This is a genomic window from Staphylococcus sp. HMSC034C12, from assembly GCF_001835895.1.
GTDB classification, from domain to species: domain Bacteria; phylum Bacillota; class Bacilli; order Staphylococcales; family Staphylococcaceae; genus Staphylococcus; species Staphylococcus hominis.
In genome coordinates, this window is sequence record NZ_KV826330.1 from 1 (window position 1) to 26,737 (window position 26,737).

Annotated in this window: 24 protein-coding genes and 2 pseudogenes; 10 read left to right on the plus strand and 16 right to left on the minus strand. The window is 31.6% G+C overall.

Annotated elements, in window-relative coordinates; all coding sequences use genetic code 11:
- Positions 1-141: 141 nt before the first annotated feature.
- The 9 genes from ilvA to ilvD all read right to left on the minus strand — a co-directional run bounded on the left by ilvA (position 142) and on the right by ilvD (position 10,771).
- Entirely contained in the window at positions 142-1,410 is a 1,269-nt protein-coding gene (gene ilvA, locus HMPREF2629_RS06130) for a threonine ammonia-lyase IlvA (protein ID WP_019835771.1), read from the minus strand.
- 12 nt (positions 1,411-1,422) lie between these two features.
- Positions 1,423-1,992 carry a 3-isopropylmalate dehydratase small subunit gene (gene leuD / locus HMPREF2629_RS06135; protein ID WP_019835770.1) on the minus strand — a complete coding sequence of 190 codons (570 nt, stop codon included), beginning with the start codon at positions 1,990-1,992 and terminating at the stop codon, positions 1,423-1,425.
- Positions 1,993-1,995: 3 nt separating this feature from the next.
- Positions 1,996-3,366, minus strand: coding sequence for a 3-isopropylmalate dehydratase large subunit (gene leuC / locus HMPREF2629_RS06140; protein WP_049379602.1), 1,371 nt, complete (start codon positions 3,364-3,366; stop codon positions 1,996-1,998).
- Between the two features lie 17 nt (positions 3,367-3,383).
- The gene (gene leuB / locus HMPREF2629_RS06145; RefSeq protein ID WP_054105817.1) at positions 3,384-4,427 is read right to left on the minus strand and encodes a 3-isopropylmalate dehydrogenase; all 1,044 of its coding nucleotides are present in this window, start codon (positions 4,425-4,427) and stop codon (positions 3,384-3,386) included.
- Complete coding sequence (locus tag HMPREF2629_RS06150; protein WP_048761694.1) at positions 4,427-5,959, minus strand: 2-isopropylmalate synthase; 1,533 nt, start codon at positions 5,957-5,959, stop codon at positions 4,427-4,429. Before HMPREF2629_RS06150 ends, leuB begins: the two co-directional genes overlap by 1 nt.
- Positions 5,960-5,979: 20 nt before the next feature.
- Positions 5,980-6,984: a ketol-acid reductoisomerase gene (gene ilvC / locus HMPREF2629_RS06155; protein WP_002455079.1), complete on the minus strand. Its 1,005-nt coding sequence runs from the start codon at positions 6,982-6,984 to the stop codon at positions 5,980-5,982.
- Positions 6,985-7,109: 125 nt separating this feature from the next.
- Positions 7,110-7,349: an ACT domain-containing protein gene (locus tag HMPREF2629_RS06160; RefSeq protein WP_017175291.1), complete on the minus strand. Its 240-nt coding sequence runs from the start codon at positions 7,347-7,349 to the stop codon at positions 7,110-7,112.
- Positions 7,346-9,064 (minus strand): biosynthetic-type acetolactate synthase large subunit, encoded by a 1,719-nt coding sequence (gene ilvB, locus HMPREF2629_RS06165; RefSeq protein ID WP_049434597.1) that lies wholly within the window; start codon positions 9,062-9,064, stop codon positions 7,346-7,348. Before ilvB ends, HMPREF2629_RS06160 begins: the two co-directional genes overlap by 4 nt.
- 18 nt (positions 9,065-9,082) lie before the next feature.
- Positions 9,083-10,771, minus strand: a complete 1,689-nt coding sequence (gene ilvD, locus HMPREF2629_RS06170) for a dihydroxy-acid dehydratase (RefSeq protein WP_002448260.1) — start codon at positions 10,769-10,771, stop codon at positions 9,083-9,085.
- A 442-nt stretch (positions 10,772-11,213) separates the two neighbouring features.
- Between ilvD and tsaE the strand changes: the two genes are divergently transcribed.
- Genes tsaE through tsaD form a run of 4 tightly spaced genes read left to right on the plus strand, consistent with a single transcriptional unit; the run spans position 11,214 to position 13,776 of the window.
- Positions 11,214-11,675 carry a tRNA (adenosine(37)-N6)-threonylcarbamoyltransferase complex ATPase subunit type 1 TsaE gene (tsaE, locus tag HMPREF2629_RS06175; RefSeq protein WP_017175288.1) on the plus strand — a complete coding sequence of 154 codons (462 nt, stop codon included), beginning with the start codon at positions 11,214-11,216 and terminating at the stop codon, positions 11,673-11,675.
- Positions 11,656-12,321 carry a tRNA (adenosine(37)-N6)-threonylcarbamoyltransferase complex dimerization subunit type 1 TsaB gene (tsaB, locus tag HMPREF2629_RS06180; protein WP_017175287.1) on the plus strand — a complete coding sequence of 222 codons (666 nt, stop codon included), beginning with the start codon at positions 11,656-11,658 and terminating at the stop codon, positions 12,319-12,321. Before tsaE ends, tsaB begins: the two co-directional genes overlap by 20 nt.
- An 11-nt stretch (positions 12,322-12,332) precedes the next feature.
- A complete protein-coding gene (gene rimI, locus HMPREF2629_RS06185; RefSeq protein WP_369963310.1) occupies positions 12,333-12,758 on the plus strand; it encodes a ribosomal protein S18-alanine N-acetyltransferase in 426 nt (141 codons plus the stop codon).
- On the plus strand, positions 12,751-13,776 hold the full coding sequence (gene tsaD, locus HMPREF2629_RS06190) for a tRNA (adenosine(37)-N6)-threonylcarbamoyltransferase complex transferase subunit TsaD (RefSeq protein WP_017175286.1): 1,026 nt from the start codon (positions 12,751-12,753) through the stop codon (positions 13,774-13,776). The genes rimI and tsaD overlap by 8 nt, the downstream gene beginning before the upstream one ends.
- Positions 13,777-14,113: 337 nt before the next feature.
- Here the strand turns inward: tsaD and HMPREF2629_RS06195 are convergent, their stop codons facing one another.
- On the minus strand, positions 14,114-16,051 hold the full coding sequence (locus HMPREF2629_RS06195) for an ABC-F family ATP-binding cassette domain-containing protein (protein WP_054105818.1): 1,938 nt from the start codon (positions 16,049-16,051) through the stop codon (positions 14,114-14,116).
- A gap of 245 nt (positions 16,052-16,296) precedes the next feature.
- On the opposite strand from HMPREF2629_RS06195, the gene HMPREF2629_RS06200 reads away from it, so the two are divergent.
- From HMPREF2629_RS06200 to HMPREF2629_RS06220, 5 genes and pseudogenes are all read left to right on the plus strand, one after another.
- On the plus strand, positions 16,297-16,935 hold the full coding sequence (locus tag HMPREF2629_RS06200; RefSeq protein WP_017175284.1) for a redox-sensing transcriptional repressor Rex: 639 nt from the start codon (positions 16,297-16,299) through the stop codon (positions 16,933-16,935).
- Positions 16,936-17,001: 66 nt separating this feature from the next.
- Positions 17,002-17,160, plus strand: a pseudogene (locus HMPREF2629_RS06205) (sulfurtransferase TusA family protein); the annotation flags it as partial.
- Positions 17,161-17,269: 109 nt separating this feature from the next.
- Positions 17,270-18,514 (plus strand): ammonium transporter, encoded by a 1,245-nt coding sequence (locus HMPREF2629_RS06210; protein ID WP_054105819.1) that lies wholly within the window; start codon positions 17,270-17,272, stop codon positions 18,512-18,514.
- Positions 18,515-18,768: 254 nt separating this feature from the next.
- The gene (locus HMPREF2629_RS06215; RefSeq protein WP_054105820.1) at positions 18,769-20,256 is read left to right on the plus strand and encodes a sucrose-6-phosphate hydrolase; all 1,488 of its coding nucleotides are present in this window, start codon (positions 18,769-18,771) and stop codon (positions 20,254-20,256) included.
- On the plus strand, positions 20,257-21,216 hold the full coding sequence (locus HMPREF2629_RS06220) for a carbohydrate kinase family protein (RefSeq protein WP_048678788.1): 960 nt from the start codon (positions 20,257-20,259) through the stop codon (positions 21,214-21,216).
- A 50-nt stretch (positions 21,217-21,266) separates the two neighbouring features.
- Here HMPREF2629_RS06220 and agrA read toward each other — a convergent pair whose 3' ends face one another.
- The 6 genes from agrA to HMPREF2629_RS06250 all read right to left on the minus strand — a co-directional run bounded on the left by agrA (position 21,267) and on the right by HMPREF2629_RS06250 (position 26,259).
- Entirely contained in the window at positions 21,267-21,983 is a 717-nt protein-coding gene (agrA, locus tag HMPREF2629_RS06225) for a quorum-sensing response regulator AgrA (protein WP_002455088.1), read from the minus strand.
- A gap of 12 nt (positions 21,984-21,995) precedes the next feature.
- Complete coding sequence (gene agrC / locus HMPREF2629_RS06230; RefSeq protein ID WP_070519325.1) at positions 21,996-23,285, minus strand: quorum-sensing sensor histidine kinase AgrC; 1,290 nt, start codon at positions 23,283-23,285, stop codon at positions 21,996-21,998.
- 23 nt (positions 23,286-23,308) lie between these two features.
- The gene (gene agrD, locus HMPREF2629_RS06235) at positions 23,309-23,449 is read right to left on the minus strand and encodes a cyclic lactone autoinducer peptide AgrD (protein ID WP_054105555.1); all 141 of its coding nucleotides are present in this window, start codon (positions 23,447-23,449) and stop codon (positions 23,309-23,311) included.
- A 2-nt stretch (positions 23,450-23,451) separates the two neighbouring features.
- Positions 23,452-24,018 (minus strand): accessory gene regulator AgrB, encoded by a 567-nt coding sequence (locus HMPREF2629_RS06240; protein WP_049379609.1) that lies wholly within the window; start codon positions 24,016-24,018, stop codon positions 23,452-23,454.
- 701 nt (positions 24,019-24,719) lie between these two features.
- Entirely contained in the window at positions 24,720-25,505 is a 786-nt protein-coding gene (locus HMPREF2629_RS06245; protein ID WP_054105554.1) for a carbon-nitrogen family hydrolase, read from the minus strand.
- Positions 25,506-25,635: 130 nt separating this feature from the next.
- Positions 25,636-26,259, minus strand: a complete 624-nt coding sequence (locus tag HMPREF2629_RS06250; RefSeq protein WP_054105553.1) for a nitroreductase family protein — start codon at positions 26,257-26,259, stop codon at positions 25,636-25,638.
- Positions 26,260-26,435: 176 nt separating this feature from the next.
- Here HMPREF2629_RS06250 and HMPREF2629_RS06255 point away from each other — a divergent pair.
- Positions 26,436-26,737, plus strand: a pseudogene (locus HMPREF2629_RS06255) (hypothetical protein); the annotation flags it as partial.

The window sequence follows — 26,737 nt, forward strand, 5'->3', positions numbered from 1 at the left end:
CCGTGAGGTCTCTTTTTTTATGTCGAAATTTAGATAAATCTTTTGAAACTAATGAATTGAGGAGTAAATGTATTAAACTAAAAAATGATAAAAATAATAAAACTTCTTCAATAATATACTGAAGAAGTTTTTAATATTATTTCAAATTAATAATGAATACAACATTTTATTTTCATTAATATAAATATTTGATGGATCAAATTCATCGACATTATGTTTTAATTGTTCTAAATCTTGATGATTATTTAACTGAATGCCAATAATAACAGTACCCGTATTTTGAGAAGCTTTTTTTAGATATTCAAATTTAGTAATATCATCTTGAGGACCTAAAACATCATTAACAAATTCTTTTAAAGCTCCTGGACGTTGAGGGAAATTTAAAATGAAATAATGTTTCATTTCTTCATATAAAAGTGAACGTTCTTCAATTTCTTTCATACGATTAATATCATTATTTCCACCACTGACTACGCATACTACAGTTTTTCCTATAATATTGTCTTTATAAAATTCAAGAGCTGATACACTTAATGCACCTGCTGGTTCTGCTACTATTGCTTGTTTAGAGTACATATCTAAAATTGTAGAACATACTGCGCCTTCATCAATTTGTAAGTAGTCGTTGACGTATTGTTTGACAATATTAAAGGTAATATCACCAACACGTGCTACTGAAGCGCCATCAACAAATTTATCTATATGTTCTAAAGTTACAACTTTATTTTGAACTACTACTGATTCATACATACTACTTGCTCCGGCAGGTTCGACGCCAATGATTTGTGTATGTGGACTATGTTCATGCATATATGTACTTACACCGGATATTAGACCTCCGCCTCCAATAGCTGCAAAGAGATAATCAAATTGAATCTTTTCTTTTTTTGCTTCTAATAAAATTTCTTTTGCTAATGTCCCTTGACCAGCGATAGTATAAACATTGTTGAATGGATCAATAAATGTCATATGATGCTCATCTGTATAAACTAAAGCTTCTTTTAAACAATCATCAAATGTATCGCCAGTTAGAACGATTTCTACATTTTCTGCACCGAAGAATTTAACTTGATTTACTTTTTGAAGAGGGGTTGTCACTGGCATAAAGATAACAGCTTTTAAATTTAATGCTTTAGCAGTATAAGCTACTCCTTGGGCATGATTACCAGCACTTGCGCAAGTAATACCTTTTGATTTAGCTTGTGTGTCTAATACTGAAATAGCGTTATAAGCACCACGCAATTTAAATGAGCGTACCCATTGCAAGTCTTCTCTTTTTAAATAAACATTACAATTATATTTTTGTGAAAGATAATGATCATATTGTAATGGTGTTTCTTTCACAACATCTTTTATACGTAAATAAGCTTCGTCTACATCAGTAGCTGTTACCGTTGTCTTTAAAACCATTTGTTATCATCCTTACATTGTTTTCTCATATTTCTCTATTAATTCTTCATATTTTAATGTAATAGCAATATCATCTAATCCATTTATAAGTTTATCTTTCCAAGTTTCATCTATATCAAAGTGGAAAGATTGATTATTTGCTGACACAGTTTGATTTGGTAAATCAACCGTTATATTATTTTGATCGGCTAGATATTTTCTAGATTGTTCATTTAAAACAATAGGTAACATTCCATTTTTTGTACAATTCATATAGAAGATATCGCTAAAACCACCAGCAATAATAATATTAAAGCCAAAATCTTTTAAAGCCCAAGCAGCATGTTCACGACTTGAACCACAACCAAAGTTGTCTCCAGTAATAAGAATTGAAGCACCTTTATATTTTGGTTTGTTTAGATTAAAATCCGGATTATCTGATCCATCAGGTAAATAACGCCATTCATCAAAAGCAAAGGGTCCAAAACCAGTTTTAGTAATTCGTTTAAGATGAACTTTTGGAATAATTTGATCTGTATCAATATTGTCGTTAAACAAAGGGACTACTTTACCTGTATATTGGGTGATAGGCTGAATATCCATTACTTATACAACCACCTTTCTTACGTCAACGAATTTACCATTTATTGCTGCGGCTGCAGCCATAGCCGGAGAAACAAGATGTGTACGTGCACCTTTACCTTGTCGACCCTCAAAATTTCGATTACTTGTTGAGGCACAATGGACACCTTCTGGTACTTGGTCAGGATTCATTCCTAAGCACATGGAACATCCAGGTTCTCTCCATTCAAAGCCTGCTTCTTTAAATACTTTGTCTAACCCTAGAGATTCTGCTTCTTTTTTTACTGTACGTGAACCAGGAACAACAATAGCAGTAATTTTAGGATGTACTTTTTTTCCTTTTACGATATGGCTTGCTTCTATCAAATCTGATAGGCGAGCATTAGTACATGAACCTAAAAAGACATAACCTAAATCGATATCTTCTGCTTTTTGACCAGGTTTTAGTCCCATATAGTTGTATGCACGTTCATCATTAATATTTTGAATTTCTGGGAATGGAGAACTAAAATTTACACCCATTTCTGGATTTGTGCCCCATGTCACTTGAGGTTCTAAATTGGTTACATCAAGTGTAATCACTTTGTCAAAATGAGCATCTTCATCTGAATATAGTTTCTGCCATTCTCCAATAGATTGATTAAAGTTCTGTGCATATGGTCGACCTTTGATGTATTCAAAAGTAGTTTCATCCGGTTGAATAATACCGTATTTAGCTCCACCTTCAATTGCCATATTACAAATTGTCATTCGACCCTCCATGGATAGTGATTGAATGGTTTCTCCAGTAAACTCAAGTGCATAGCCTGTTCCGAAATCTACACCATGTTGATTGATTAAATGTAAAATAATATCTTTAGCATACACACCTGGTTGTAATTTACCTGAAACTTCAATTTTAAGATTTTTAGGTTTTGTTTGCCATAATGTTTGAGTTGCAAAAACATGTTCTACTTCACTTGTTCCAATGCCAAAAGCAATAGCACCAAATGCCCCGTGAGTTGCTGTATGTGAATCACCACATACGATTGTCTTACCTGGTTGTGTTAATCCAGTTTCAGGACCTACCATATGAACGATACCTTGCTCATCTGAACCCATATCAAAAATATGTACACCAAAATCTTTGGCGTTTTTCTGTAAAGTCGTAATCTGTTTATTAGCAATTTCATCTCTAATATTAAATATATCGATTGTAGGAACATTATGATCAAGAGTTGCAAAGGTTAAATCTGGACGTCTAAGTTGTCTTTTTTGAAGTCTTAATCCTTCAAAAGCTTGAGGAGAGGTCACTTCATGTATAAGATGTAAATCTATGTATAAGAGTTGAGGTTCGCCTTCGTTACCAGTTAAGACATGTTTATTCCAAACTTTATCAAATAATGTTTGAGCCATTATTTATGTACCTCCCTTTATTGATAGCTTTTTTTAAGTAACTCAAAGATTTCTGAAGTTTTATAGTGTCCTCCAAGATCTTTTGTTGTTTTACCAACTTTAATTAAATGATATACAGCATGTTCTAATTCTTCTGCTGCGACACTTTGATTTAAACTTTCTCTTAAACACATTGCTAGTGACAATACCATTCCAAATGGATTAGCAAGATTTTGATTAGCAATGTCAGGCGCTGAACCATGAATAGGTTCATAAAGTCTAGTACCGTGTTCACTAAAACTTGCCGAAGGGGATAAACCGAGTGAACCAGGTATTACTGAAGCTTCATCACTTAAAATATCACCAAAGAGATTTTCAGTAACAATGACGTCGAATTGTGAAGGATGAGTAATTAAATGCATACTACACGCATCAACGAGTAAATGATTTAATTCGATGTCCGGATAAGACTTGCTTACTTCAGTAACAGTTTTTCTCCAAAGTTTACTTGAAGCAAGGACATTCTCTTTATCTACAGAAGTTACTTTTTTATTACGAGTACGTGCTAATTCAAATGCAACTTTAGCAATACGTTCTATTTCAGCTTTAGTATAAGTGAGAGAATCTAATGCTTCAGAATGATTCATATGTCTAGGTTCACCAAAATAAATGCCACTCGTTAATTCACGAACTATAACTAAGTCTGTATGTTTAACACGTTCTTCTTTTAAAGGTGAAAATTGACTGGTACCTTCAGTCACTTTAGTAGGACGAATATTAGCAAATAACCCTAACTTTTTACGTAACGCTAATAATCCTTGTTCTGGACGATTATTAAGATCTGTCCATTTTGGTCCTCCAACTGCTCCTAATAAAATCGCATCTGCTTCTTGACAGGCAGAGAGTGTTTCATTAGGAAGGGGAGTGCCATGTGTATCAATGGCGGCTCCTCCAAAATCATAACTTTTTAAATTATAGGTGAAATTGTATTTCTTACTTATTATTTCTAATAGCTCTAAACTTCCATTTAAAATTTCAGGTCCGATGCCATCTCCGGGTAAAGCAACAATTTTATATGTCATTATTTATTACCTACTTTCTCTAAATCTTGGGCAATATATTTAGCATGAGCTTCTACATATGCTTTACAAGAAGCTTGAAGTATATCATGATCGATACCTATACCATTAACATGTTGATTTTCAATAACAAGCTCAACATGAACCTCAGCTTGTGCATCTGTACCTTCAGTAACTGAATCAATTCTATAATCGATGAGTTCACTATCTTTTTTAAAAATACGATCAACAGCATTGTAAATTGCAACAATTGATCCTGTACCAATGCTTGAATCTTGATAAATATGACCTTTTTTATCTTTAATGACAACAACAGCGCTTTGTAAACCATTTGAAACATATTGTAATTGCAAAGTTTCTACTTGATAAATTGCATTTTGTTCATGTTCAGAACCTTGAATAATCGCATGAATATCTCGGTCAGATACTGATTTTTTCTTATCTGCTACTGCTTTAAATTGTTTGAATAACTCGATTTGTTGTTTAGGTTCAATGTCATAACCTAACGTTTTAAGTTTTTCAGCAAAAGCATGTTTACCAGAAAGTTTGCCTAAAGGTAATTCGTTTTTACTTATTCCAACAAGTTGAGGCGTCATGATTTCGTACGTTTCAGGATTTTTAAGAACACCATCTTGATGAATACCTGATTCATGACTGAAAGCATTTTGACCAACAATGGCTTTATTTCTTGGAACTCGAATGCCTGCATATCTAGAAATTAAATCTGAAGTCAATTTAGTTTGCTCTAATTTTAATTTAGTTTCAATACCATAATGATCTTTGCGAACGTATAGTGCTAATGCAATTTCTTCTAATGCAGTATTACCTGCACGTTCACCAATACCATTTACAGTACCTTCAATGCGTTTCGCGCCATTTTCAATTGCAGCTAAGCTATTTGCTACTGCCATACCCAAATCATCATGACAATGTGCACTATAAATAATTTCTTTTTCTGATTTAACATTTGTAATAAGAGATTTAAAAATAGCACCATATTCACTTGGATAGCTATATCCAACAGTATCTGGAATATTGATTATTGTAGCTCCAGCATCAACAGCTGTTTGAACAGATTTTATAAGGAATGCTTGATCTGTTCTTGATGCATCTTCTGGTGAGAATTGTACTACATCGAATAATGATTTAGCATAACTGACATGTTCCTTAATTGATTCTAAGACTTCTTCTTGAGTCATTTTTAGCTTATGCTCTAAATGAATAGGGGAAGTAGCAATAAATACATGAACACGTGGTTTAGCAGCACATTTTGTTGCTTCATATACAGCATCAATATCAGATTTTTTACATCTTGCTAATCCACACACTGCAGTGGTAGTTAATGCTTTAGAGATTGCTTCTACAGATTTAAAACTTCCAGTACTTGAAGCGGGAAAGCCTGCTTCAATAACATCGACTCCCCATTTTTCAAGTTGCTTAGCAATACTTAAACGTTCATCAAATGAAAAATTCACACCAGGTGTTTGCTCTCCATCTCTTAACGTTGTATCAAATATTTGAATATGGCTTTCCATTTTTAACATCTCCTTACATTTTATTTTTGAATGCTTTTAGATTTAATGAATGGCATCATTTTTCTTAGTTCACGACCCACTGCTTCAATTTCATGACCATGTTGTTGTTCACGTAATTCATAAAATTCTTTAAATCCATTTTCGTTATCTTTAACAAAGCGATTAGCGAAATTACCATTTTGAATATCTTTAAGTACTTCTTTCATATTATCTTTAACATCTGGAGTAATGACACGTGGACCAGATACGTAGTCACCAAATTCAGCAGTATTTGAAATTGAATAACGTACATTTTCCATACCGCCTTCATACATTAAATCAACGATCAGTTTCATTTCATGTAGTACTTCAAAATATGCTAATTCTTTTTGATATCCAGCTTCCACTAATGTCTCGAAACCACTTTGAATCAGTTTATGAATTCCCCCACAAAGTACAGCTTGTTCACCGAATAAGTCAGTTTCAGTTTCTTCTTTAAATGTTGTTTCAATAACACCAGCACGTGTAGCACCAATACCTTTTGCATAACTTAAAGCAATATCACGTGCATGACCTGTAGCATCTTGTTGAACACCAAATAATGCTGGCACAGCTGAACCTTCAACAAATGTACGTCTTACTAGATGACCAGGGCCTTTAGGTGCTACTAAGAAGACATCTACATCTTTAGGTGGTTCGATGACGTTAAAATGAATATTAAATCCATGTGCAAAAGCTAATGCATTACCAGCTTCTAAATTTGGAGCAATTTCATTTTTATATACATTACCTTGAATTTCATCAGGAAGTAATACCATAATAACGTCTGCTTGTTTAACTGCTTCAGCCACTGGATAAACATCTAATCCATCTTCTTTAGCTTTATTAAATGAATTACCTGGACGAATACCAACTCTTACGTCGTAACCGTTATCTTTAAGGTTTTGAGCATGTGCATGGCCTTGAGAACCGTAACCGATAATAGCGATTTTTTTACCTTGTAGTGCATCTTTTTCTACTGATTGATCATAATAAACTTTTGTCATAATACTTTCCTCCATTAGTTAAAAAATTTCAAAAATTGCGAATATTAAAAAGGTAATAATTAACTTTATGATGTTAGACATTAAATATGATAATTGATGTAAAATGCTAGCGCATCATCTAAGAATTAATCATTCACATCTTCAACATTAATAACACTGACTTGTTTTTTTAATTTAGTAATTAAAATTCGATATACATCTTCATCCTCAATATGAACTTTGATTGTCATATCAGATATGCCATCTTCACTAGCAGGTTTTACATATAATTCATTGATATTGTACTGTAATCTTACAAAAGCACTTGTGATTCGATTTAACGTACTGACTTGGTCAGCTACTTTTAATTTTAAAGTTCGGTTCATTCTAGGCCCTCCATTTCATGATTAGCTTTACCACTAGGAATCATAGGGTTTACAGGTTCCGCTGGAGAAATTCTTACTTCAATTAAAGCAGGACCTTCATAATTAAAAGCTTCATCTAATTGCGCTTTTAATTTATTAGGGTGATCGATTAAGAAGCTTTTAACACCGTAAGCTTCAGCCATTTTAATAAAATCTGGTTGATCATTGAAAACAGAATGTGAAAAACGTTGATTAAAGAATTTATCTTGCCATTGTTTTACCATTCCTAATGTACCGTTGTTAATTAAAACAATTTTTACATTTAGATGATATTCAGGTAATAACGCCATTTCTTGATTGGTCATTTGGAATCCACCATCACCTACAAAACAAATAACTGTTTTATCTGGAGCTGCGAGTTGTGCACCAATTGCTGAAGGAATACCGAATCCCATTGTTCCTAATCCACCACTTGTAACCCATTGACTATGATGTTTAAACGGATAAAATTGTGCTGACCACATTTGATGCTGACCTACATCTGTAGTGACGATGGCTTCACCATTTGTGATTTTACCAATATATTCAATCGCTTCTTGTGGACGACAAAATGTATCATTAGCTTCTTTGTACTTAAATGGATGTTTTGATTTATTATCTAAACAATGATCTACCCATTCTTTGTATGTAGCATGACTTTGATGTTCAGTAACTAATGCTTCTAATACTTTTTTACAATCTGCAACAATTCCGAGTGTTGTAGGAATCACTTTATTAATTTCTGATTCATCAATATCAATGTGTACCACTTTAGCATTTGGTGCGAATTCCTTAGGATTACTAGCCAAACGATCATCAAATCGACTACCTAAATTAATGAGTAAGTCACATTCAGTGAGTGCCATGTTACTTGCATAAGAGCCATGCATACCGCCCATACCAAGGAAAAGGGGATTTTCATATGGAATAGCACCTAGACCTAATAAAGTTGTAACAACAGGAATTTGATGGTGAGTAACAAATTCGGTTAATAAAGCATTTGATTTTGAGTGATTGATACCTGCTCCAGCTAAAACAACAGGTTGTTTTGCATGATTTAAATATTGAGAAAGTTGTTGAATATCTTCTTTATTTGGATTTTCAGTTACTTGATATGAAGGTAAATGAACTTTTTCTTCAAGTGGAGCAGAAGAAGTTAAAACACCCATATCTTTTGGGAAATCAATAACTACAGGTCCTTTACGTCCAGTATTTGCTAAATAGAATGCCTCGTGAACAATTCTAGGGATATCATCTACATGTTTAACTTGGTAATTAGCTTTTGTAATTGGTGTCGTCATTGATAATAAATCAGCTTCTTGGAATGCATCTTTACCAATACCAGGGGTTGCCACTTGTCCGGTAAATACGACTAAGGGTAGAGAATCACAATAAGCATCAGTAATACCAGTGATAGCATTTGTAGCTCCAGGACCACTTGTTACGACGACGACACCAGGTTTGCCTGAAACACGTGCGTATCCTTCAGCGGCATGGGTAGCACCTTGTTCATGACGTGCAAGAATATGTTTAATTTTTTCATCATAAAATGTATCGTATAATGGTAAAACTGCGCCACCTGGATATCCAAAAATGAAATCAACATCTTCGTGTACAAGTGCTTCTACTAATAAGTCAGAACCACTTCGAGTTGTAAGTGTTTCAGTTTGTTTATTACTTTCCTTTGTTTTTGACATATTTATCGCTCCTTAAATTTAAATAAGATTTTCTGGGACTTGCATAATACCACCCGTATTTGCACTGGTTACTAAAGCAGTGTATCTTGCAAGATAACCTGTTTTTACTTTAGCTTTAAAAGGCTCAAGTTCTTCTTTACGTTTATACAATTCTTCTTGAGGCTGATTAACATCTAAAGTTCGATTTACTAAGTCAATAGTAATTTCATCACCATCTCTAATCAGACCAATAGGACCTCCTGAGGCTGCTTCTGGTGAAATATGACCTACAGCGATACCACGAGTAGCTCCAGAAAAACGTCCATCCGTAATTAAAGCGACATCTTTTCCTAAACCTCTTCCGACGATAGATGATGTAGGAGCTAACATTTCTGGCATACCCGGACCTCCTTTAGGTCCTTCATATCGAATGACCACTACGTGACCTTCACGAACTGTTTTATTATCAATTGCTTCTACAGCTGCATCATGTGAATCAAAGCAAATTGCTTTTCCTTTAAATACTTTAATTGAAGGATCAACACCACCAACTTTAATTACTGCACCTTTAGGAGCAATATTACCGAATAAGACGGACAATCCACCTTCTTTATCATATGGAGCATCTAAAGAATGAATAACATCGAAATTTTTAATCTCTTTACCTTGGTTATTTTCTCTTAATGTTTTACCAGTAACTGTGAGTCGATCTGGATGTAGGGTTCCTTCTTTTTTCATTAATTCATTAATGATTGCTGGACATCCGCCAGCTTCATGAACATCGTGCATAGAATAAGAAGAACTTGGTGCAATCTTAGATAAATAAGGCGTTTTTTTAGCAATTTCATTAATTCTTTCTAAGTCATATTCAATTCCAGCTTCATTAGCAATTGCTAATGTATGAAGTACAGTATTTGTTGAACCACCCATTGCCATATCTAAAGCAAATGCATCATCAATTGCTTCTTTTGTAACAATATCACGAGGTTTAATATCATTTTTTATATTTTCTACCAATTGGAATGCTGCTTGTCTAATCATTTCACGACGTTGATCGCTTACTGCTAAAGCTGTACCGTTGTAGGGAAGTGCTAATCCTAAGACTTCCATTAAACAGTTCATAGAATTTGCTGTGAACATTCCTGCACATGATCCACATGTTGGACAAGCATTTTGTTCCATATCTAAAAATTCTTCTTTAGTAATTGAACCTTCTTTAAAAGCTCCGACTGCTTCGAACATAGATGATAGAGTTAAAGCTTTTCCCTGAGCAGATAAACCAGCTTTCATTGGGCCACCTGAACAAAAGATAGCAGGGACATTTGTTCTAACAGCTGCTAATAACATGCCAGGTGTAATTTTGTCACAGTTAGGAATATAAAATACACCATCAAACCAATGAGCATTGATAACAGTTTCAGCCGCATCTGCAATAATTTCACGTGACGGTAAGGAATACCTCATACCAATATGTCCCATTGCTATTCCATCATCGACACCGATTGTATTAAATTCAAAAGGAATTGCTCCTGCTTCACGAATCGCTTCTTTTGCAATATCAGCTAATTCTCTTAAATGAACATGTCCAGGAACGATATCGATATATGAATTACAAATTGCTACAAAAGGCTTATTCATGTCAGTAGGACTTTTAAGTGCTCCTGTCGCGTGTAATAGGCTTCTTGCTGGTGCTTGGTGATCACCTTTTTTTATCATGTCACTTCTCATTTATTCATTCCCCCATAAATTACTAATTATTAAAATAAAAAAACGCCCCAATAAAGTTGGGACGTTTTTAAGTCCCATTCAATGAGAAATAGGACTTAAACATTTAGTAAATTAAGCTACTAAAGTTCCAGCCCTGAAGAGTATAATAAAATAATTAAATTTTCTAGTGGTGACAGTGAATATGTAAATGATTGCATGGTATTATACTCCTTTCTTGAATGGATGATTATTTGAATAGTTAGAATTGTTTAAAAATTTGATAAATTTAATTTACACTAAACAGATATTAAAGTCAATACTCTTTTTAGAATTTTCTAACAATTTAGAAGAATAATTTATGTTTTATTAATGAGAAATTTTTAGTAAAGTTTGTTACAATTATTAAGTTAAATTTAGATGAAATAATGAAGAGTAAAATAAACATGAGGAGAGAGAACAATACATGATACCTATCAAAAATTTAGATGAGATGGAACATTTTGCTAAAATTTTAATGAAACATGTTGGTTCAAAAGATGTCATTTTATTGAATGGAGATTTAGGTGCTGGTAAAACAACGTTGACTCAATTTATAGGTAAATATCTAGGAGTAAAGCGTAATATTAATTCTCCTACGTTTAATATCATAAAATCATACAAAGGTAAGGAGTTAAAACTTCATCATATGGATTGTTATCGCTTAGAAGATTCAGATGAAGATTTAGGATTTAATGAATACTTTGAAGATGACGCTGTTACAATAATTGAATGGAGTCAATTTATACAGGAGTTCCTTCCAGAAGAGTATTTAGTGATTAATATTACGACTATAAATGAAAGTCAACGACAAATTAATATAGCAGCAAAAGGCTATCATTATACTAAAATAAAGGAAGAGATAGACAATGAACTTACTGTTAATTGATACTTCAAATCAACCCATGTCAATTGCTTTGATGAACGATGATGAGGTTTTAGCAATAAAAACAACAAATAGTAAAAAAGATCATTCGAGCCAACTTATGCCTGGTATTCAATCCTTATTTAATGAATCGAATTTAAAAAAACAAGAATTAGATGGGATTGTTGTTGCAAAAGGACCTGGCTCTTATACAGGAGTGAGAATAGGCGTTACTGTAGCGAAAACATTAGCCTATGCTTTGAATACTAAATTATATGGTGTCTCATCGTTAAAAGCATTAGCGGCTACTATAGATACGAATGATAAAAGAATTATCGTACCAATATTTGATGCTCGTCGCCAAGCGGTATATACAGGATTATATCAATATGAAAATAATCAATTAAATACAATTGAAAAAGACCAATATATTTCTTTAGAAGCGTTGCATAAAAAACTCAATGCTTTAAATCAACCTTATGTGTTTGTAGGAGAGGACACGGAAAAATTATCTGAATTACTACATGGAGATATTGAGACTAAACTGCCTAATGCAACTGTCATGAAACACTTGATTCATCAACCTGAGAACATTCATACGTTTGTACCAAATTATATAAAATTGTCAGAGGCGGAACGTAATTGGTTAAACCAACAGAAGAACAGTTAACTATTAGAGCGATGCAAGTCGATGATGTACCAAGTGTTTTCGATATTGAGAGAGAAAGCTTCAACGATAGTTCATGGACCATTGATGCATTTTACCATGAATTAAATGAAAATAACTTCGCAAAGTACTTTGTTGTTATTTTTCAAGAAGAAATTATTGGATATTTAGGATTATGGATAGTAATTGATCAAGCTCAAATTACAACCATAGCAATCAAAGAATCATTCAGAGACTATGGATTAGGTCAGCTATTACTTAATTATGTGATGGACTATGCTAGGCATACTTGTGATGTGATGAGTTTAGAAGTGAGAATTACGAATGTGATAGCTCAACATGTATATAAAAAATTAGGGTTTCAATATGGCGGTAAAAGAAAAAATTACTATGGAGAAGGCGAGGATGCATTAGTGATGTGGGTGAATTTAAATGAATAGAGACATATTAATATTAGCGGTTGAAACAAGTTGTGACGAAACAAGTGTAAGTGTTATAAAAAATGGAAATACGATTTTATCTAATATTGTACTTAGTCAAATAGAAAGTCATAAACGTTTTGGGGGAGTAGTCCCTGAAGTTGCAAGTAGACATCATGTAGAGGGAATTACGACTACAATTGATGAAGCGTTATCTTCAGCTAATGCTACTATGGAAGATATCGATGCCGTAGCTGTTACACAAGGGCCTGGATTAATAGGGGCACTTCTAATAGGAATTAATGCAGCAAAAGCTTTAGCATTTGCCTATAATAAGCCAATCATTCCTGTTCATCATATTGCTGGACATATTTATGCTAATCATCTTGAAGAACCGTTAACCTTTCCTTTAATAGCATTAATCGTTTCGGGTGGACATACAGAACTCGTTTATATGAAATCACATTTAAATTTTGAAGTCATTGGTGAAACACGAGATGATGCTGTAGGAGAGGCTTATGATAAGGTAGCAAGAACAATTGATTTACCATATCCAGGAGGCCCAGCTATAGATGCACTTGCTTTGGAAGGAAAGGACACATACCATTTTCCTAGAGTATGGCTTGAAAAAGATAGTTATGATTTTAGCTTTAGTGGATTAAAAAGTGCAGTGATTAATAAGTTACACAATCAGCGACAAAAAAATGAAGACATAAATAAAGAAGATGTTGCTACCAGTTTCCAAGATAGTGTTGTCGATGTATTAAGTACAAAGGCTATTAATGCTTGTAAATCTTATCATGTTGAACACCTTATTGTAGCTGGCGGAGTAGCTAGTAACAAAGGATTAAGAGAACGATTAAATCATTTGTGTAAAGAAAATAACATTAAACTTTCAATACCTAATTCAAAGTTATGTACAGATAATGCTGCTATGATTGGGGCTGCTGGATATTATTACTATAAAGCTGGAGTAACTTCATCTCTAGATTTAAATGGAAAAAATAATATTGATATTGAAGATGTAACAGTTGAATAATAAAGTAAAAAGTAATTGAACTTAAAATCAAATAAGTTTCAATTACTTTTTTATTTAATTAGGTTAATGTATTGATATATGATATATGTCAATAGAGAACGTGTGTACTTATCAACAAATAGTTAATATCTTGTGGATAAAAAGGGGGTAAAGGTGTGAATATAGTTTGAATGTTGTGTAAAAGTTATGTAAATTATTATCATTCACGTTGTTGATAACTAGGATAAGTTCGTGGATAACTGATATATCAGTATTTTAGTTGTTTATAAATTTGTGAATGAAATAAATAAAAAAACTAGTAAAAATTTGATACTTTTACTAGTTTTTCTTAGATATATTAAATTTTTTCTTGCAATTCTTCCCATTCAGCCATAACATTCTCTAATTGTCGTTCGGTACTTAATTTCTGCTCAGCAAGTTCATTTGCCTTAATAGGATCATTAAAAATATCAGGCTGAGTCAATTGTTGATCAATTTGAGTAATTTGTTCTTCATATTTTTCGATTTGTTCTTCACATTGCTCAATTTGACGCTCAATTTTTCGTAATTCTCTCTTATATTGTTTTTGAGAAGCATACGTATTAGTTGTTGACGAATCGGTGTCTTCTAAATCAAGCGTTTCATCTTTATTGTGTTCCGCTTCAAATTCCTTTAACGCAGAAGCTTCTTCTGTTTTCTCAATAAAATATTGATAGTCACCTAAATACAGTTGACCACCATCTTTATTTAAATCAAATACTTTATTTGCTAGTTGATTAATAAAATATCGATCATGGGAAACAAATAAAATTGTACCTTCAAAATCTTTTAACGCTTGTTCTAACATTTCTTTAGAATCTATATCAAGATGGTTAGTAGGTTCATCGAGTATCAAAACGTTATCACGTTGTAACATAAGTAAAGCTAATTGCAAACGTGCTTTTTCGCCCCCTGATAAATCATTAATAACTTTTTTGACGTCATCTTGAACGAATAAAAATCGTCCTAAAATAGCGCGGACATCTTTTTCATTCATCATAGGATATTGATCCCAAACATAATCTAATATTGTTTTATTAGATTTGAATTCTGCTTGTTTTTGATCGTAATATCCTATGTTTAAATTAGCACCATAAGTAATTTCTCCACCTAATGCTTTTTGACGATTTGCAATTGTTTTGATAAGTGTAGTCTTTCCAACTCCATTAGGTCCAATAATAGCAATATGGTCTCCTTTTGTAACTTCAATATTAATAGGAGCAGTGATAGAGGATTGATAACCTACTTCTAGATTACGGATATGCATCACATCATTGCCAGTATTTCTATCAAATCCAAACTGGATATTAGCACTTTTAGCATCCATCATTGGCTTATCGATACGTTCCATTTTTTCTAATGTTTTTCGACGACTTTTAGCCATACCGCTTGTTGAAGCTCGAGTAATATTTTTTTCCACGAAAGTTTCAAGGCGTTTAATTTCTTCTTGTTGTTTTTCATATTCTTGCATTCTTAATTCATAGTATTTATCACGTTGAGTAATAAATTGCTCATAATTACCTACATAACGCTTCACATCTCCTAAAGCAACGTCATATATTTGAGTTACAATTTTATCTAAGAAGTATCTGTCATGACTAATAATAATGATGGCACCTTTAAAATATTTTAAATAATCTTCTAACCACTTAGTTGTTTCCAAGTCAAGATGGTTTGTAGGTTCATCTAATAGTAATAAATCGGGTTCACTTAAAAGCATCTGTGCTAAAGATAAACGTGTTTTTTGTCCGCCACTAAAATCATTAATGGGTTTATCAAATTCTTCTTCAGTAAAGTTTAAACCATGCAATACTGTTTTAATTTTACTTTCATATTGATAACCTTCAAGTTGTTCAAATTGATTAGATAATGATTCATAACGCTCCATATGTTGTTTATAATCTTCTGAATCATAACTATCAACGTGAGCGGCTAACCAATCAGTTTCATCATTAATAAGCGTTTCCATATGCTTAATATGTTCAAATGGTTTTGACATTTCTTCAATTACAGTCAGAGAAGAATCAAGTGTCATTTGTTGAGTTAAATAACCAATGCGTAAATTCTTGATTTTTGAAATATGGCCACTATCATAATCTTCAACACCTGCAATAATCTTCATTAACGTTGATTTTCCAGCGCCATTTCTTCCTACTACGCCAATACGTTCTCCAGTTTTAACTTCAAAATTAACATGATTAAATATATCTTCACCATCAAACGATTTTGAAATATCATTTAATTGTAAAAGTATCATTCAAGTTTCACCTTTCTATCTATGTAACAATCACATTTATTTAACTTTAAATTTGACATTATTATATCATTTTACAATATAAGGTATGCTTAGGAAACTAAGATATTTATTTTTGAAATAGGTTACGGTATAATATTGCAGTATCCATAATAGGCATTATATATATTTCACTAAAATAACTAATTGCACTCTAGTTAGTTTGAATATATAGATTAAAAAGTTCAAACAAAAGGGGGACATTGCATATGCCTCAAAATCAATCAAAAATACCTCGCGCTACATTAAAACGTTTACCTTTATATTATCGATTTGTTAATTCATTGAAAATCAAAGGTATTGATCGTGTGAGTTCTAAAACAATTAGTGAGGCTTTAGATATTGAATCAGCTACGATAAGAAGAGATTTTTCTTATTTTGGTGAGTTAGGTAAGAAAGGATATGGCTATAACGTTGAGAGTCTTTTAGAATTCTTTAAAACGGAGATTAGCGATAGTAATAATATTCATATTGCTATTGTTGGCGTAGGGAATTTAGGACGTGCATTACTTACTTACAATTTTTCAATACATGATGAAATGACAATTACAGCTGCATTTGATATTGATAAAGATATTGTTGGTACAAAAGTTGGAAAAGTGACAGTAAAGCATATTGATGATATTTCATCTGAACTTCAAAAACAAAATATTAATGTAGTGATTCTTACTACACCAGGAAGTGTGGCACAATCTGTTTCAGATCGACTTATTAAGGCTGACGTAAAAGGTATCTTAAACTTTACTCCTGCTAGAATTGATGTGCCAAATGATGTTCAAGTTCATCATATCGATTTAGGTATCGAATTACAATCACTATTATTCTTTATGAAAAACTCTTCAAATTAATATTAAATTATTTTTTAAAGCTAAAATGCATTTGCATTATAGCTTTTTTATAAATATATTAATTTAATGGAAACATTAAAAAATGGTGACGAATTAAAAATAGACTTTGATTGCACTCAAGCAACTGAAGCCATTCCAAACTGGGCAGCTGAACAAGGGTATCCTGTAACAAACTATGAACAACTTGATGATGCTTCATGGACAATCACTGTTCAAAAAGCTTAAGTTTTTCTTTATAAATGTAATGTAATATAACAAATTGTGTCATTTAATCTTACGTGTTTTTGCTATTCTTAAAAACTATTAATATGATGTTTTTAAGGAAGTGGTAAAAATGAAGATGGATGACACAATTTTTTTATTTCTATGTATTTTATTAGTTTGGTTAATGACACCAGGATTGAGTTTATTTTATGGAGGCTTAGTTCAATCTAAAAATGTTTTAAATACAGTGATGCAAAGTATGGCTGCTATAATTATTGTTACGTTTACATGGGTGGTCATTGGATTTTCTTTGAGTTTTGGTCATGGAAATGATTGGATAGGTAATTTTGATTTTATTGGTTTGCAACATGTAGGATTTAATACGAATGTTCAATTTAGTCCACATATTCCGTTTGCCTTATTTATGTTATTTCAGATGATGTTTTGTACTATTGCGGTTTCCATTTTATCAGGTTCAATTGCTGAGCGAATGAGATTTATTCCTTTTACTATTTTTATATTTATATGGGTAATTATGATTTACAGTCCTGTAGCTCATTGGGTATGGGGCGGTGGTTGGATTCAACAACTTGATGCTTTAGATTATGCTGGAGGTACCGTAGTACATATTACATCGGGAGTATCAGGATTAGTATTAGCAATAATGATAGGTCACGGAAAAAAAGTAGAGAAACTACAGCCGAATAATTTACTTATTACACTTATAGGTGGTATTTTTGTTTGGATAGGATGGTACGGTTTTAATACAGGAAGTGCGTTTACTTTAAATGATATAGCAGTGATATCGTTTGTAAATACTATCATTGCTGCGAGTGGAGGAGCATTTAGTTGGTTGATTCTTGAATACTTTTCTAATAAAAAGTTAAGCTTACTTGGTTTATTATCAGGTGTACTGTCAGGACTCGTAACCATTACACCAGCAGCTGGATTTGTAAACTACTTAAGTGCATACATTATCTCTATGATTGGTGGTATAGCATGTTATTTTGTGGTCAATTCTATAAAAGAAAAATTAAGATATAATGATACACTTGATGCCTTTGGTATTCATGGTGTTGGAGGTGTGATTGGTGCAATATTGACTGGTGTATTTCAATCACATAAAGTTAATAAAGATATATTAGATGGATTAATCTATACTGGTCATTTACATACTATATGGATACAATGTATTGCAGTTATAGTAGTAGTACTTTACTCGATTATTATAACTTTTATTATTGGAAAGATATTATCAATTTTTATGTCCCTTGCTACGACTGTTGAAGAAGATATGACAGGTTTAGATCAACTTGTGCATGGTGAAAAGGCATATTTTTATGGGGAATTAAATAAATTACATAAAAGGTATTGATATATATTTAAAATGTTGAAGTTTCATTAGTAAAACAGTATTTGAAGATAATCACGATATGATAAAATTAATATTATGTTGATATTAATTTAGATGATTAGTCTATTAAAAAATATATCAGATATTGCAAAGTTTGCGGGAGTATTGTAAATACAATTTCCCGCTTTTTAAATCATGGATTGTAAAGTCTTAAGACTAATTACCGTTACGATATTAAATGATAAAATTAATACTAATGATTTAGGAGGCCTAATATGACTGAGTGGTCAAGAGAACAACGCTATCGTCGTATTGAAGATGTGAACAAAGATGAATTAGAAGCGTTAAAGCATCGAATAGAACAATCAAGCTATCGTCAACACTTTCATATTCAACCTGAAACAGGTTTATTAAACGATCCTAATGGATTAATGTTTTATAACGGAACATACTATGTATCTCACCAGTGGTTTCCATTGGGTGCCGTGCATGGACTGAAATATTGGTTTAATTATACTAGTAAAGATTTAGTGACATTTGAACCAAATGGTCCCATATTAAAACCTGATACGATTTATGATAGTCATGGGGTATACAGTGGAAGTGCTTTTGAATTTGAAGGAAACTTATATTATATGTATACAGGTAATCATCGAGATGAAGAATGGAAAAGATATGCGAGTCAAATGATTGCAAAAGTAAAACAAGATGGTTCAATCGAAAAATTAAATAAGCCTGTGATTGCTCATCAACCTGAAGGATATACAAGTCATTTTAGAGATCCAAAAGTATTTAAACATCATGAAGAATATTATGCAATATTAGGTGTCCAAACCCAACAAGAATTAGGACGTTTACTTTTGTACAAAATGATACATCGACAGATTGATCAATGGGAATATATTGGAGAAATTACAACCGAACTAGAAGATTTTGGCTATATGTGGGAATGTCCAGACTATTTTAGTTTAAATGGACAAGATGTAATTATTTTTAGTCCTCAAGGTATTGATGCAAAAGATGAAAAATATAGAAATATTTATCAATCTGGATATCTAATCGGTCATTTAAATTTCGATACATTAGAATTCAAACATGATACATTTATGGAACTTGATAATGGTTTTGATTTTTATGCGCCACAAACATTTATAGATGAATATGGTAGGCGTATTTTAATTGGGTGGATGGGATTACCAGATACTCAATATCCTACAGATGAAGAAGGTTGGGCACATTGTTTAACGATACCTAGAGAGTTAACAATCGAAGAAGGACGGTTACGCCAACGTCCTTTGAAAGCGTTAGAGACGTTACGTCAAAATAAAGAAACAGCATTAGGTTATGCTAACAAATATAATACAACACTTCATCCTTATGAAGGTACGCAATATGAGCTTATTATTGATATTTTAGAAAATGAAGCAACAGAAATATATTTTGAATTAAGAGCATCTAAGTTAAATTCAACATTAATTTCTTATAATACTAGGGAGCAAAAGATTACATTAGATCGATCAGAAAGTGGTGCATTACCTAGTAATGTTGAAGGTGTGACAAGATCTACATATTTAGATTCGCCATTAAAGCAATTACACATTTTTGTGGATACTTCAAGTATTGAAATTTTTTGTAATGATGGAGAGCGTGTCTTGACATCAAGAATTTTTCCTGATGAAAATGCTACAGCAATTCGCACATCTACAGAAACAGGTCAAGTTTATTTGAAATTTACTAAATATGACTTAGGGAGAGATAAATAAATGAGAAAGTTATACGCTATTGGTGAAGCATTAATCGATTTTATTCCAAATAGAACAAATATTGAACTTAAAGATGTAACGCAATTTAGTCGACAAGTTGGCGGGGCACCTGCTAATGTGGCAAGTGTGGCTAAAAAATTAGGTAGTAGTACAGAAATGGTTACACAACTAGGTAATGACGCTTTTGGAGATATTATTGTAGAGACGTTAGAAAAAATAGGCGTTGGTACAACATATATTAAACGAACAAATACAGCTAATACTGCACTCGCTTTCGTTAGTTTAAAAGAAAATGGAGAACGAGATTTTTCTTTTTATCGTAAACCATCAGCTGACATGCTTTATCATGCTTCGAATTTAGATGAAATCAATGTTTCTAATCAAGATGTTCTACATTTTTGTTCTGTTGATTTAATTGAATGTGATATGAAAAATGCACATCTTGCTATGATTGAAAAATTTGAAGCGGCTCATGGGATGATAGTATTTGATCCAAATGTTAGATTACCACTATGGGATAGCGCAGAAGCATGTAAAGTGACTATTCAATCATTTCTTCCCAAAGCAAATATTATTAAAATTTCAGATGAAGAAATTGAATTTGTTACTGGAATAAGTGATGAACATAAAGCGATTCAATCTTTATTTAAAGGAAATGTTGAAGTAGTTATCTATACACAAGGAGACAAAGGAGCAACAGCTTATTTAAAAGATGGGACAATTATTCATCATCAAGGGTATAAAGTTGAAGCTGTTGACACTACTGGTGCTGGAGACGCGTTTATTGGTGCAGTCATTAATAGAATTTTAAATACAGAATTAACAGACATTACTTCTCTATTTAAAGGAAAAGGAGAAGAAATTTTAAAATTTAGTAATTTAGTAGCTGCAAAAGTAACTACTAAGTATGGCGCTATCGAAAGTATTCCAAGTTTAGAAGAAGTTATTGAAGAACTTTAAAAAAGAGATTAAGAAACCCCTTCAGATATTAAAATGAAGGGGTTTTAATATTATATCTTTTTAACATTACGTACAGAGGCATAGCAATGCTCACCGTTTCTGAAAGTTACAATTCGTTCTTTAGAATCGACTGAATCGATATTATGGCGATTTACAACAAAACTATTGTGACATCTGAAAAAACGATCATCGAGTTGTGCTAATTCTTTAAGATTTCCGTAGAATTCAATCTGACGGTTATCAAGATGCGCAATTAAACGATGGGATTTTGTAGACGATTCAAAGAACATGACATCATCATATTGTACATATATTGAATTGCTACCACGCTTTAATTCAATTGTCTCAACATTACTTTCTTTTGAAAGTAATTTTAAACGTGTATGAGCAGTTTCAATACAATCTATTATTCGCGTTTTAAGTTGATTAGGATCATCTTTAAAAATAAAATCCATTGCAGATACCTTATAGACAAATGTTAGGTAAGTGAGTTCACTATGACTTGTAACAAAGATGATATTCCCAATAGGATCATACTTTCGAATTTCACTTCCAAGTTTAATACCGTTAATATCAGCTTCTAATTGTATATCTAAAAAATAACATCCAACATCATTCATTTCTTTTGACTGTTCAATAATTTCATAAGGATCATCTGTCGCTAACGCTATTTCCATCGGTTTTTCTTCAATCATTATATAGTTATTAATAATTGAAACCATATTTTCACGTTGTTTCACATCGTCTTCACAAATGAATATTTTCATTTTTTCACATCCTTATGGCATATTATGTATAATTTCTACTTTTTGAACGAAGTAGCCATTTTCTATAGTAGTATCAAGTAACACGTTTTCAGTAGTATCAGTAATGTCTTTTAAAGTCGTTAGACCAAGTCCTCTGTTATCTCCTTTAGTTGAAAAGGAATCTTGAAATAATTCATGGATTTTCGGCATATCTTCTTTACATTTATTCATAACAATAAACATGACTGACGTTTCGACATTGATGAATGCAATTCTAATTAAGGCATCTTCTAATTCTTCTGAAGCCTCAATAGCGTTATCAATGATAATCCCAATGATACGGCTTAAATCAACTGTATTCATCTCAATATGATCAATTAACTCTGGCACTTCAATACTAATAGGTATATTTTTTTCTTGAGCTTGTAAAATTTTAGTTGTTACTAATCCTTTAATAGCACGCACTTTTAAATTATCCGTACCATTAATTTTGATTGAGTTCATTTGAAGGTTATCTTTCATAGGAACAATATTGTCATTAAAATATGTCTTTAAACCATCCATATCATTTTCTCTTATGTATTCTGACATTGTAGTAAGAATATTGACGTAATCATGTCTAAACTTACGCATTTCATTATTAATCGATTCTATTTGTAGTGTGTATTCATAATACGTTTCAATTTCTTCCATATTACGTCTGTATCGAAGTTCACGTAATGTATATCTAGAAATTATAATGATTAAGGTGATGAAAAATATAATTATTCCAATAAAAATTAGCCCATAAATTTTTAAAGAAGCATTATTAATTCTAGGTGTTTGCGAATATATTAGTAAAATGATAAATGATGAAACTAAAACAATTGTAATAATAATTAAATAAGTTTTATTAATAGATAGATAGGATTGCTTAAATTTTTTAAATACAATTTTAAAAGTATAAGCAAGAATAATAGAGATTAATGAAAACAAAGTTAAATATATCATTAAAATTAAATACTGATTATCTAATGTATTTTCAATAAAAATTATTAAAAAGAAAACGATAAAATTACTTAAAAACATTAATATTGCGCTGCCCAAAACTGTGATTATAGAATAAAACTTTATTTTATAATAAAAAAATATTCCGCAACTGATAAGTAAATATAATATAGATATACTTCCGAAAAAATAATACAAAAGAGCAGAAGGGATTATAATCGCTAAAACGATTAAATAATCCCTTGTTTTATATTTAATATTTGAAACTATTTTAGCAATTATAAAAAGGAGAAAACCTTGAAATAAAGCTAAAGGTACATTAGATAATAAATCCATGGCACACACACTTTCTTAAAATACTATCTTTCTAAATTTGTTAACTCTTCAGGGACCTCTGGTTCATCAAAATAAGTTGCGCAAGGTGAATAAGAAGCGAGTGTACCAACAGTTTCTAAGATTAATGAGAATAGTTTAATGAATAAATCTGTAATAAATGTCATAATTAATAATCCTCCCTAGGAAAAAAGAATGGTAATAGTGTTGTACTTTCAAGTATCATACCTAATAAAATTAATTGTTTATATGGCTCTGGTACTATAATAGAAATAATGATTAAAACCACTACTAAAATAATAGACTTTATTTTTTTGCGAGGTTTTAGTCGTTCGGGTATGGGTTGTTTCTTAGTGGCAGCTGGTGCATAAATAATAATCAGTAATAATGCAATACCACTAACACTATACATGATACCCATATTAATATGATAGTAAGCAATGAGCCATGGTAAACCAACAAATAAAATTAAATTTTGAATATGGCATAGCAAAGTAGACTTTGCATGCGCTCCGTGTGCATTGTGTCGAATTAAAAAATAACTAATGTGTGTGATTAAAGTATACAAAAATGTATGGAATATGAGCGCAGCACCATATGTCACAATTGTTTTAGCAATATTACTAACAACCACTTGCATGCCTAATCGTACTTTTAAGAATTGGATATGATCAAGGTTGTTTTTCTCTTGTAAATAAGATGCAAAGTGCTCAATTTTATCATCAATTGCTTTCAATATTGTGCCACTCTCCTTGACTATATTATACAATTTTGTGCAATTAGTCTGTAAAATAATGCTTAACTGTTAAAATTTAATACTTAACTGTAAAAGTAATTCGATAACTCATATTTTACCATATAAAAATAAACAGTTTAGTAGAAAAAGATGCAAGTTAAGAAATTTTTAATAACTTAAATGAATGTTATGTTTTAATATACTCATATCACATTAAAGTGATATAAACTTAATAATCTTAGTCTTTAAATTGTTAGTCTTTGTTTTATTCGAATAAATCTTTTTTTGATTTTGTTAGTAGTTGCGAAATTAAAAGTTGATTTATCGATGAGTTGTAAGGAATGTTTGTGTAGTTTGACTATGTATTTGTGATGATCGAGACCAATGGGTTATTCGATAATATCGATTTTCATAGTGAAATATTTCATTTATTTATTTCTTCGTGTAGTTCTATTCATTAATAAGCTATCCCAACTTATTGATGAAAAATGCATAATACTCGCTGAAGTGTTAACTCAGTAGAAAATAATTAACTTAGCTATTCTGAATAGAAGGTAATTATTTTCAATATGCAAGCTATCAAAACATTGTTATGCAATGTAATTTTTCATAATTAATAACATCCCCAAAAAATTGAAAAATAACTGTAAATCATTCCCTTAATTAAAAGTCGTGAGTCTCTCCCAAGCTCACGACTTTTTTTATTTATATAAATGAGGTTTTAAATTTCTAAAGATTGGAATAGCATCTCTTTGACGTGATACTTCTTGAATGTTGATATCAATTGAAATAGTATCTTCTTCTCTGTTTAACTCATCAAGAATATCTCCATTAGGATTGATAACCATTGAATGTCCAGCGTATTCAGTATTTCCATCATGACCTGTGCCATTACATGCGACGATGAAAATATCATTTTCTATAGCTCTAGCTTGAAGTAAGCTTCTCCAATGATTAAGCCGAGATGTTGGCCATTCGGCGATATAAAATGCGATTTGAGCACCTTCTCTAGATGGGTATCTTAGCAATTCAGGGAATCTTAAGTCATAGCATATAATTTGAGTGGCGAGAGCACCTGATGATAAAGCAAATGGTTCTGGAACTGTTTTTCCATCTTCTAAAAATTCTGGTTCATTTAGCATTGGAACTAAATGAACTTTATCATATTTGTTAATACGACGACCTTCTTTAGATACAGTAAAAGCAGTATTATAAACTTTATTATTTCGTTTATTTGAAACAGATCCTGCGACGATGTCAACTTGATATGTTTGAGCAAGATTCGAAATAAAAGGAAAACTACGTGATAATGCTTGATCTGCTTTTTCATTTAATTCTTCTAAAGCATAGCCATTGTTCCACATTTCTGGCAACACAACAACTTCAGTATCAGCATCTAATTGAGTATTAAACCATTCTGAAATTTTTTGTTCATTTTTCTCAACATTTCCATATTCGACATAAAATTGGAATATTTGTATTTTCACTTTAACCACTCCTCAACCTGCTTAATAATTTCAATTTACTAAATTTGGCTATGAAAAGCAAAATGAAGCACATTACAATTAAGGTAAAATGACTTAACTGTAATATGCTTCATTGATAAATTTAAATTTATTATTTTTTAATAATAAATCGTTGATCAGTAGGATGAATTTCTTTTTCACCAGCTTGTTCTTCAATATCACCAAATGGCATTTGTGCTACAAGTTTCCATGATGCTGGAATATCAAATGTTTGTATTGTAACTTGATCAACTAGTGGATTATAGTGTTGTAACGATGCGCCGATACCTTTTGAACTTAGTGCAGTCCAAATTGCGTATTGATGCATAGCATTTGTTTGAACAGCCCAGTTAGCAAAATTATCAGCATATGATGGCATTTGTTCTTGTAATGATTTTATAACATCTTCATCTTCAAAATATAAAATAGTTCCGTAGGCATGCTCGAAACCATTAATTCTTTGATTAGTAGGTTCAAAGTCGCGATCTGGTCCCATTACATCTTTGAGTACAGTTTTAGCATTTTCCCAGAATTTAATATGTTGATCATTAAGTAATAAAACGATACGTGTTGATTGTGAATTAAAAGCTGAAGGCATATATTTTACAATATGTTCAATCATTTCCTCTAATTCTTCATCACTAATAGAAATAGATGTTTTAGTTTTATAAATTGTACGTCTGTTTTCAACTTCAGTTAAAAATGGTTTTGTGTTTTCTTTATCAAATAGTCCCATCAAATAATCTCCTTTTTTTAATATATCCAGTATAAAATTTATACTGGAATAAGTAAATTATTATATAACAAAAAATTTCATAAATATTAATATTCTTTATCAATTTGTTTATATGCATGCATGATATGTTTTTATTCTTTATACTAAAACTGTTAAAAATAAGAGGAGGTCTCAGAATGATAAAACAAAATGTTATTCGAACAAGTCTTATTTTTGCTATAAGTGCAACTATATTCAGTCACTATAGTTATGCTGAAACCTCTTCTAATATAGAGAGTGAAGACGTAGATCAGAAAGTAAACCTACAAAAAACTTCTGACACTCAGCATTCTAAAATTGAACTAAGTAATGAAAATCAAAACATAAAAGAATTTAATCATACCAACGATGAAACTAGCAACACAGAAGAATCACAACAAGAAAGTAACGAAACTAACAGTAAGGAAGAATCAACAGCAGAGGAATCACAAGAAGAAGG

Bases quoted from the DNA above. Each gene is read 5' to 3' on its own strand.
- HMPREF2629_RS06195 (WP_054105818.1), bottom strand. From the start codon at position 16,051: ATGATACTTTTACAATTAAATGATATTTCAAAATCGTTTGATGGTGAA.
- leuD (WP_019835770.1), bottom strand. From the start codon at position 1,992: ATGGATATTCAGCCTATCACCCAATATACAGGTAAAGTAGTCCCTTTG.
- tsaD (WP_017175286.1), top strand. From the start codon at position 12,751: ATGAATAGAGACATATTAATATTAGCGGTTGAAACAAGTTGTGACGAA.
- HMPREF2629_RS06200 (WP_017175284.1), top strand. From the start codon at position 16,297: ATGCCTCAAAATCAATCAAAAATACCTCGCGCTACATTAAAACGTTTA.
- HMPREF2629_RS06210 (WP_054105819.1), top strand. From the start codon at position 17,270: ATGAAGATGGATGACACAATTTTTTTATTTCTATGTATTTTATTAGTT.
- agrC (WP_070519325.1), bottom strand. From the start codon at position 23,285: ATGGATTTATTATCTAATGTACCTTTAGCTTTATTTCAAGGTTTTCTC.
- tsaB (WP_017175287.1), top strand. From the start codon at position 11,656: ATGAACTTACTGTTAATTGATACTTCAAATCAACCCATGTCAATTGCT.
- HMPREF2629_RS06160 (WP_017175291.1), bottom strand. From the start codon at position 7,349: ATGAACCGAACTTTAAAATTAAAAGTAGCTGACCAAGTCAGTACGTTA.
- agrA (WP_002455088.1), bottom strand. From the start codon at position 21,983: ATGAAAATATTCATTTGTGAAGACGATGTGAAACAACGTGAAAATATG.
- ilvA (WP_019835771.1), bottom strand. From the start codon at position 1,410: ATGGTTTTAAAGACAACGGTAACAGCTACTGATGTAGACGAAGCTTAT.
- HMPREF2629_RS06150 (WP_048761694.1), bottom strand. From the start codon at position 5,959: ATGGAAAGCCATATTCAAATATTTGATACAACGTTAAGAGATGGAGAG.
- ilvC (WP_002455079.1), bottom strand. From the start codon at position 6,984: ATGACAAAAGTTTATTATGATCAATCAGTAGAAAAAGATGCACTACAA.
- ilvB (WP_049434597.1), bottom strand. From the start codon at position 9,064: ATGTCAAAAACAAAGGAAAGTAATAAACAAACTGAAACACTTACAACT.
- HMPREF2629_RS06215 (WP_054105820.1), top strand. From the start codon at position 18,769: ATGACTGAGTGGTCAAGAGAACAACGCTATCGTCGTATTGAAGATGTG.
- rimI (WP_369963310.1), top strand. From the start codon at position 12,333: ATGCAAGTCGATGATGTACCAAGTGTTTTCGATATTGAGAGAGAAAGC.
- HMPREF2629_RS06250 (WP_054105553.1), bottom strand. From the start codon at position 26,259: ATGGGACTATTTGATAAAGAAAACACAAAACCATTTTTAACTGAAGTT.
- tsaE (WP_017175288.1), top strand. From the start codon at position 11,214: ATGATACCTATCAAAAATTTAGATGAGATGGAACATTTTGCTAAAATT.
- leuC (WP_049379602.1), bottom strand. From the start codon at position 3,366: ATGGCTCAAACATTATTTGATAAAGTTTGGAATAAACATGTCTTAACT.
- HMPREF2629_RS06220 (WP_048678788.1), top strand. From the start codon at position 20,257: ATGAGAAAGTTATACGCTATTGGTGAAGCATTAATCGATTTTATTCCA.
- ilvD (WP_002448260.1), bottom strand. From the start codon at position 10,771: ATGAGAAGTGACATGATAAAAAAAGGTGATCACCAAGCACCAGCAAGA.
- agrD (WP_054105555.1), bottom strand. From the start codon at position 23,449: ATGACATTTATTACAGATTTATTCATTAAACTATTCTCATTAATCTTA.
- leuB (WP_054105817.1), bottom strand. From the start codon at position 4,427: ATGACATATAAAATTGTTGCTTTACCCGGAGATGGCATCGGACCTGAA.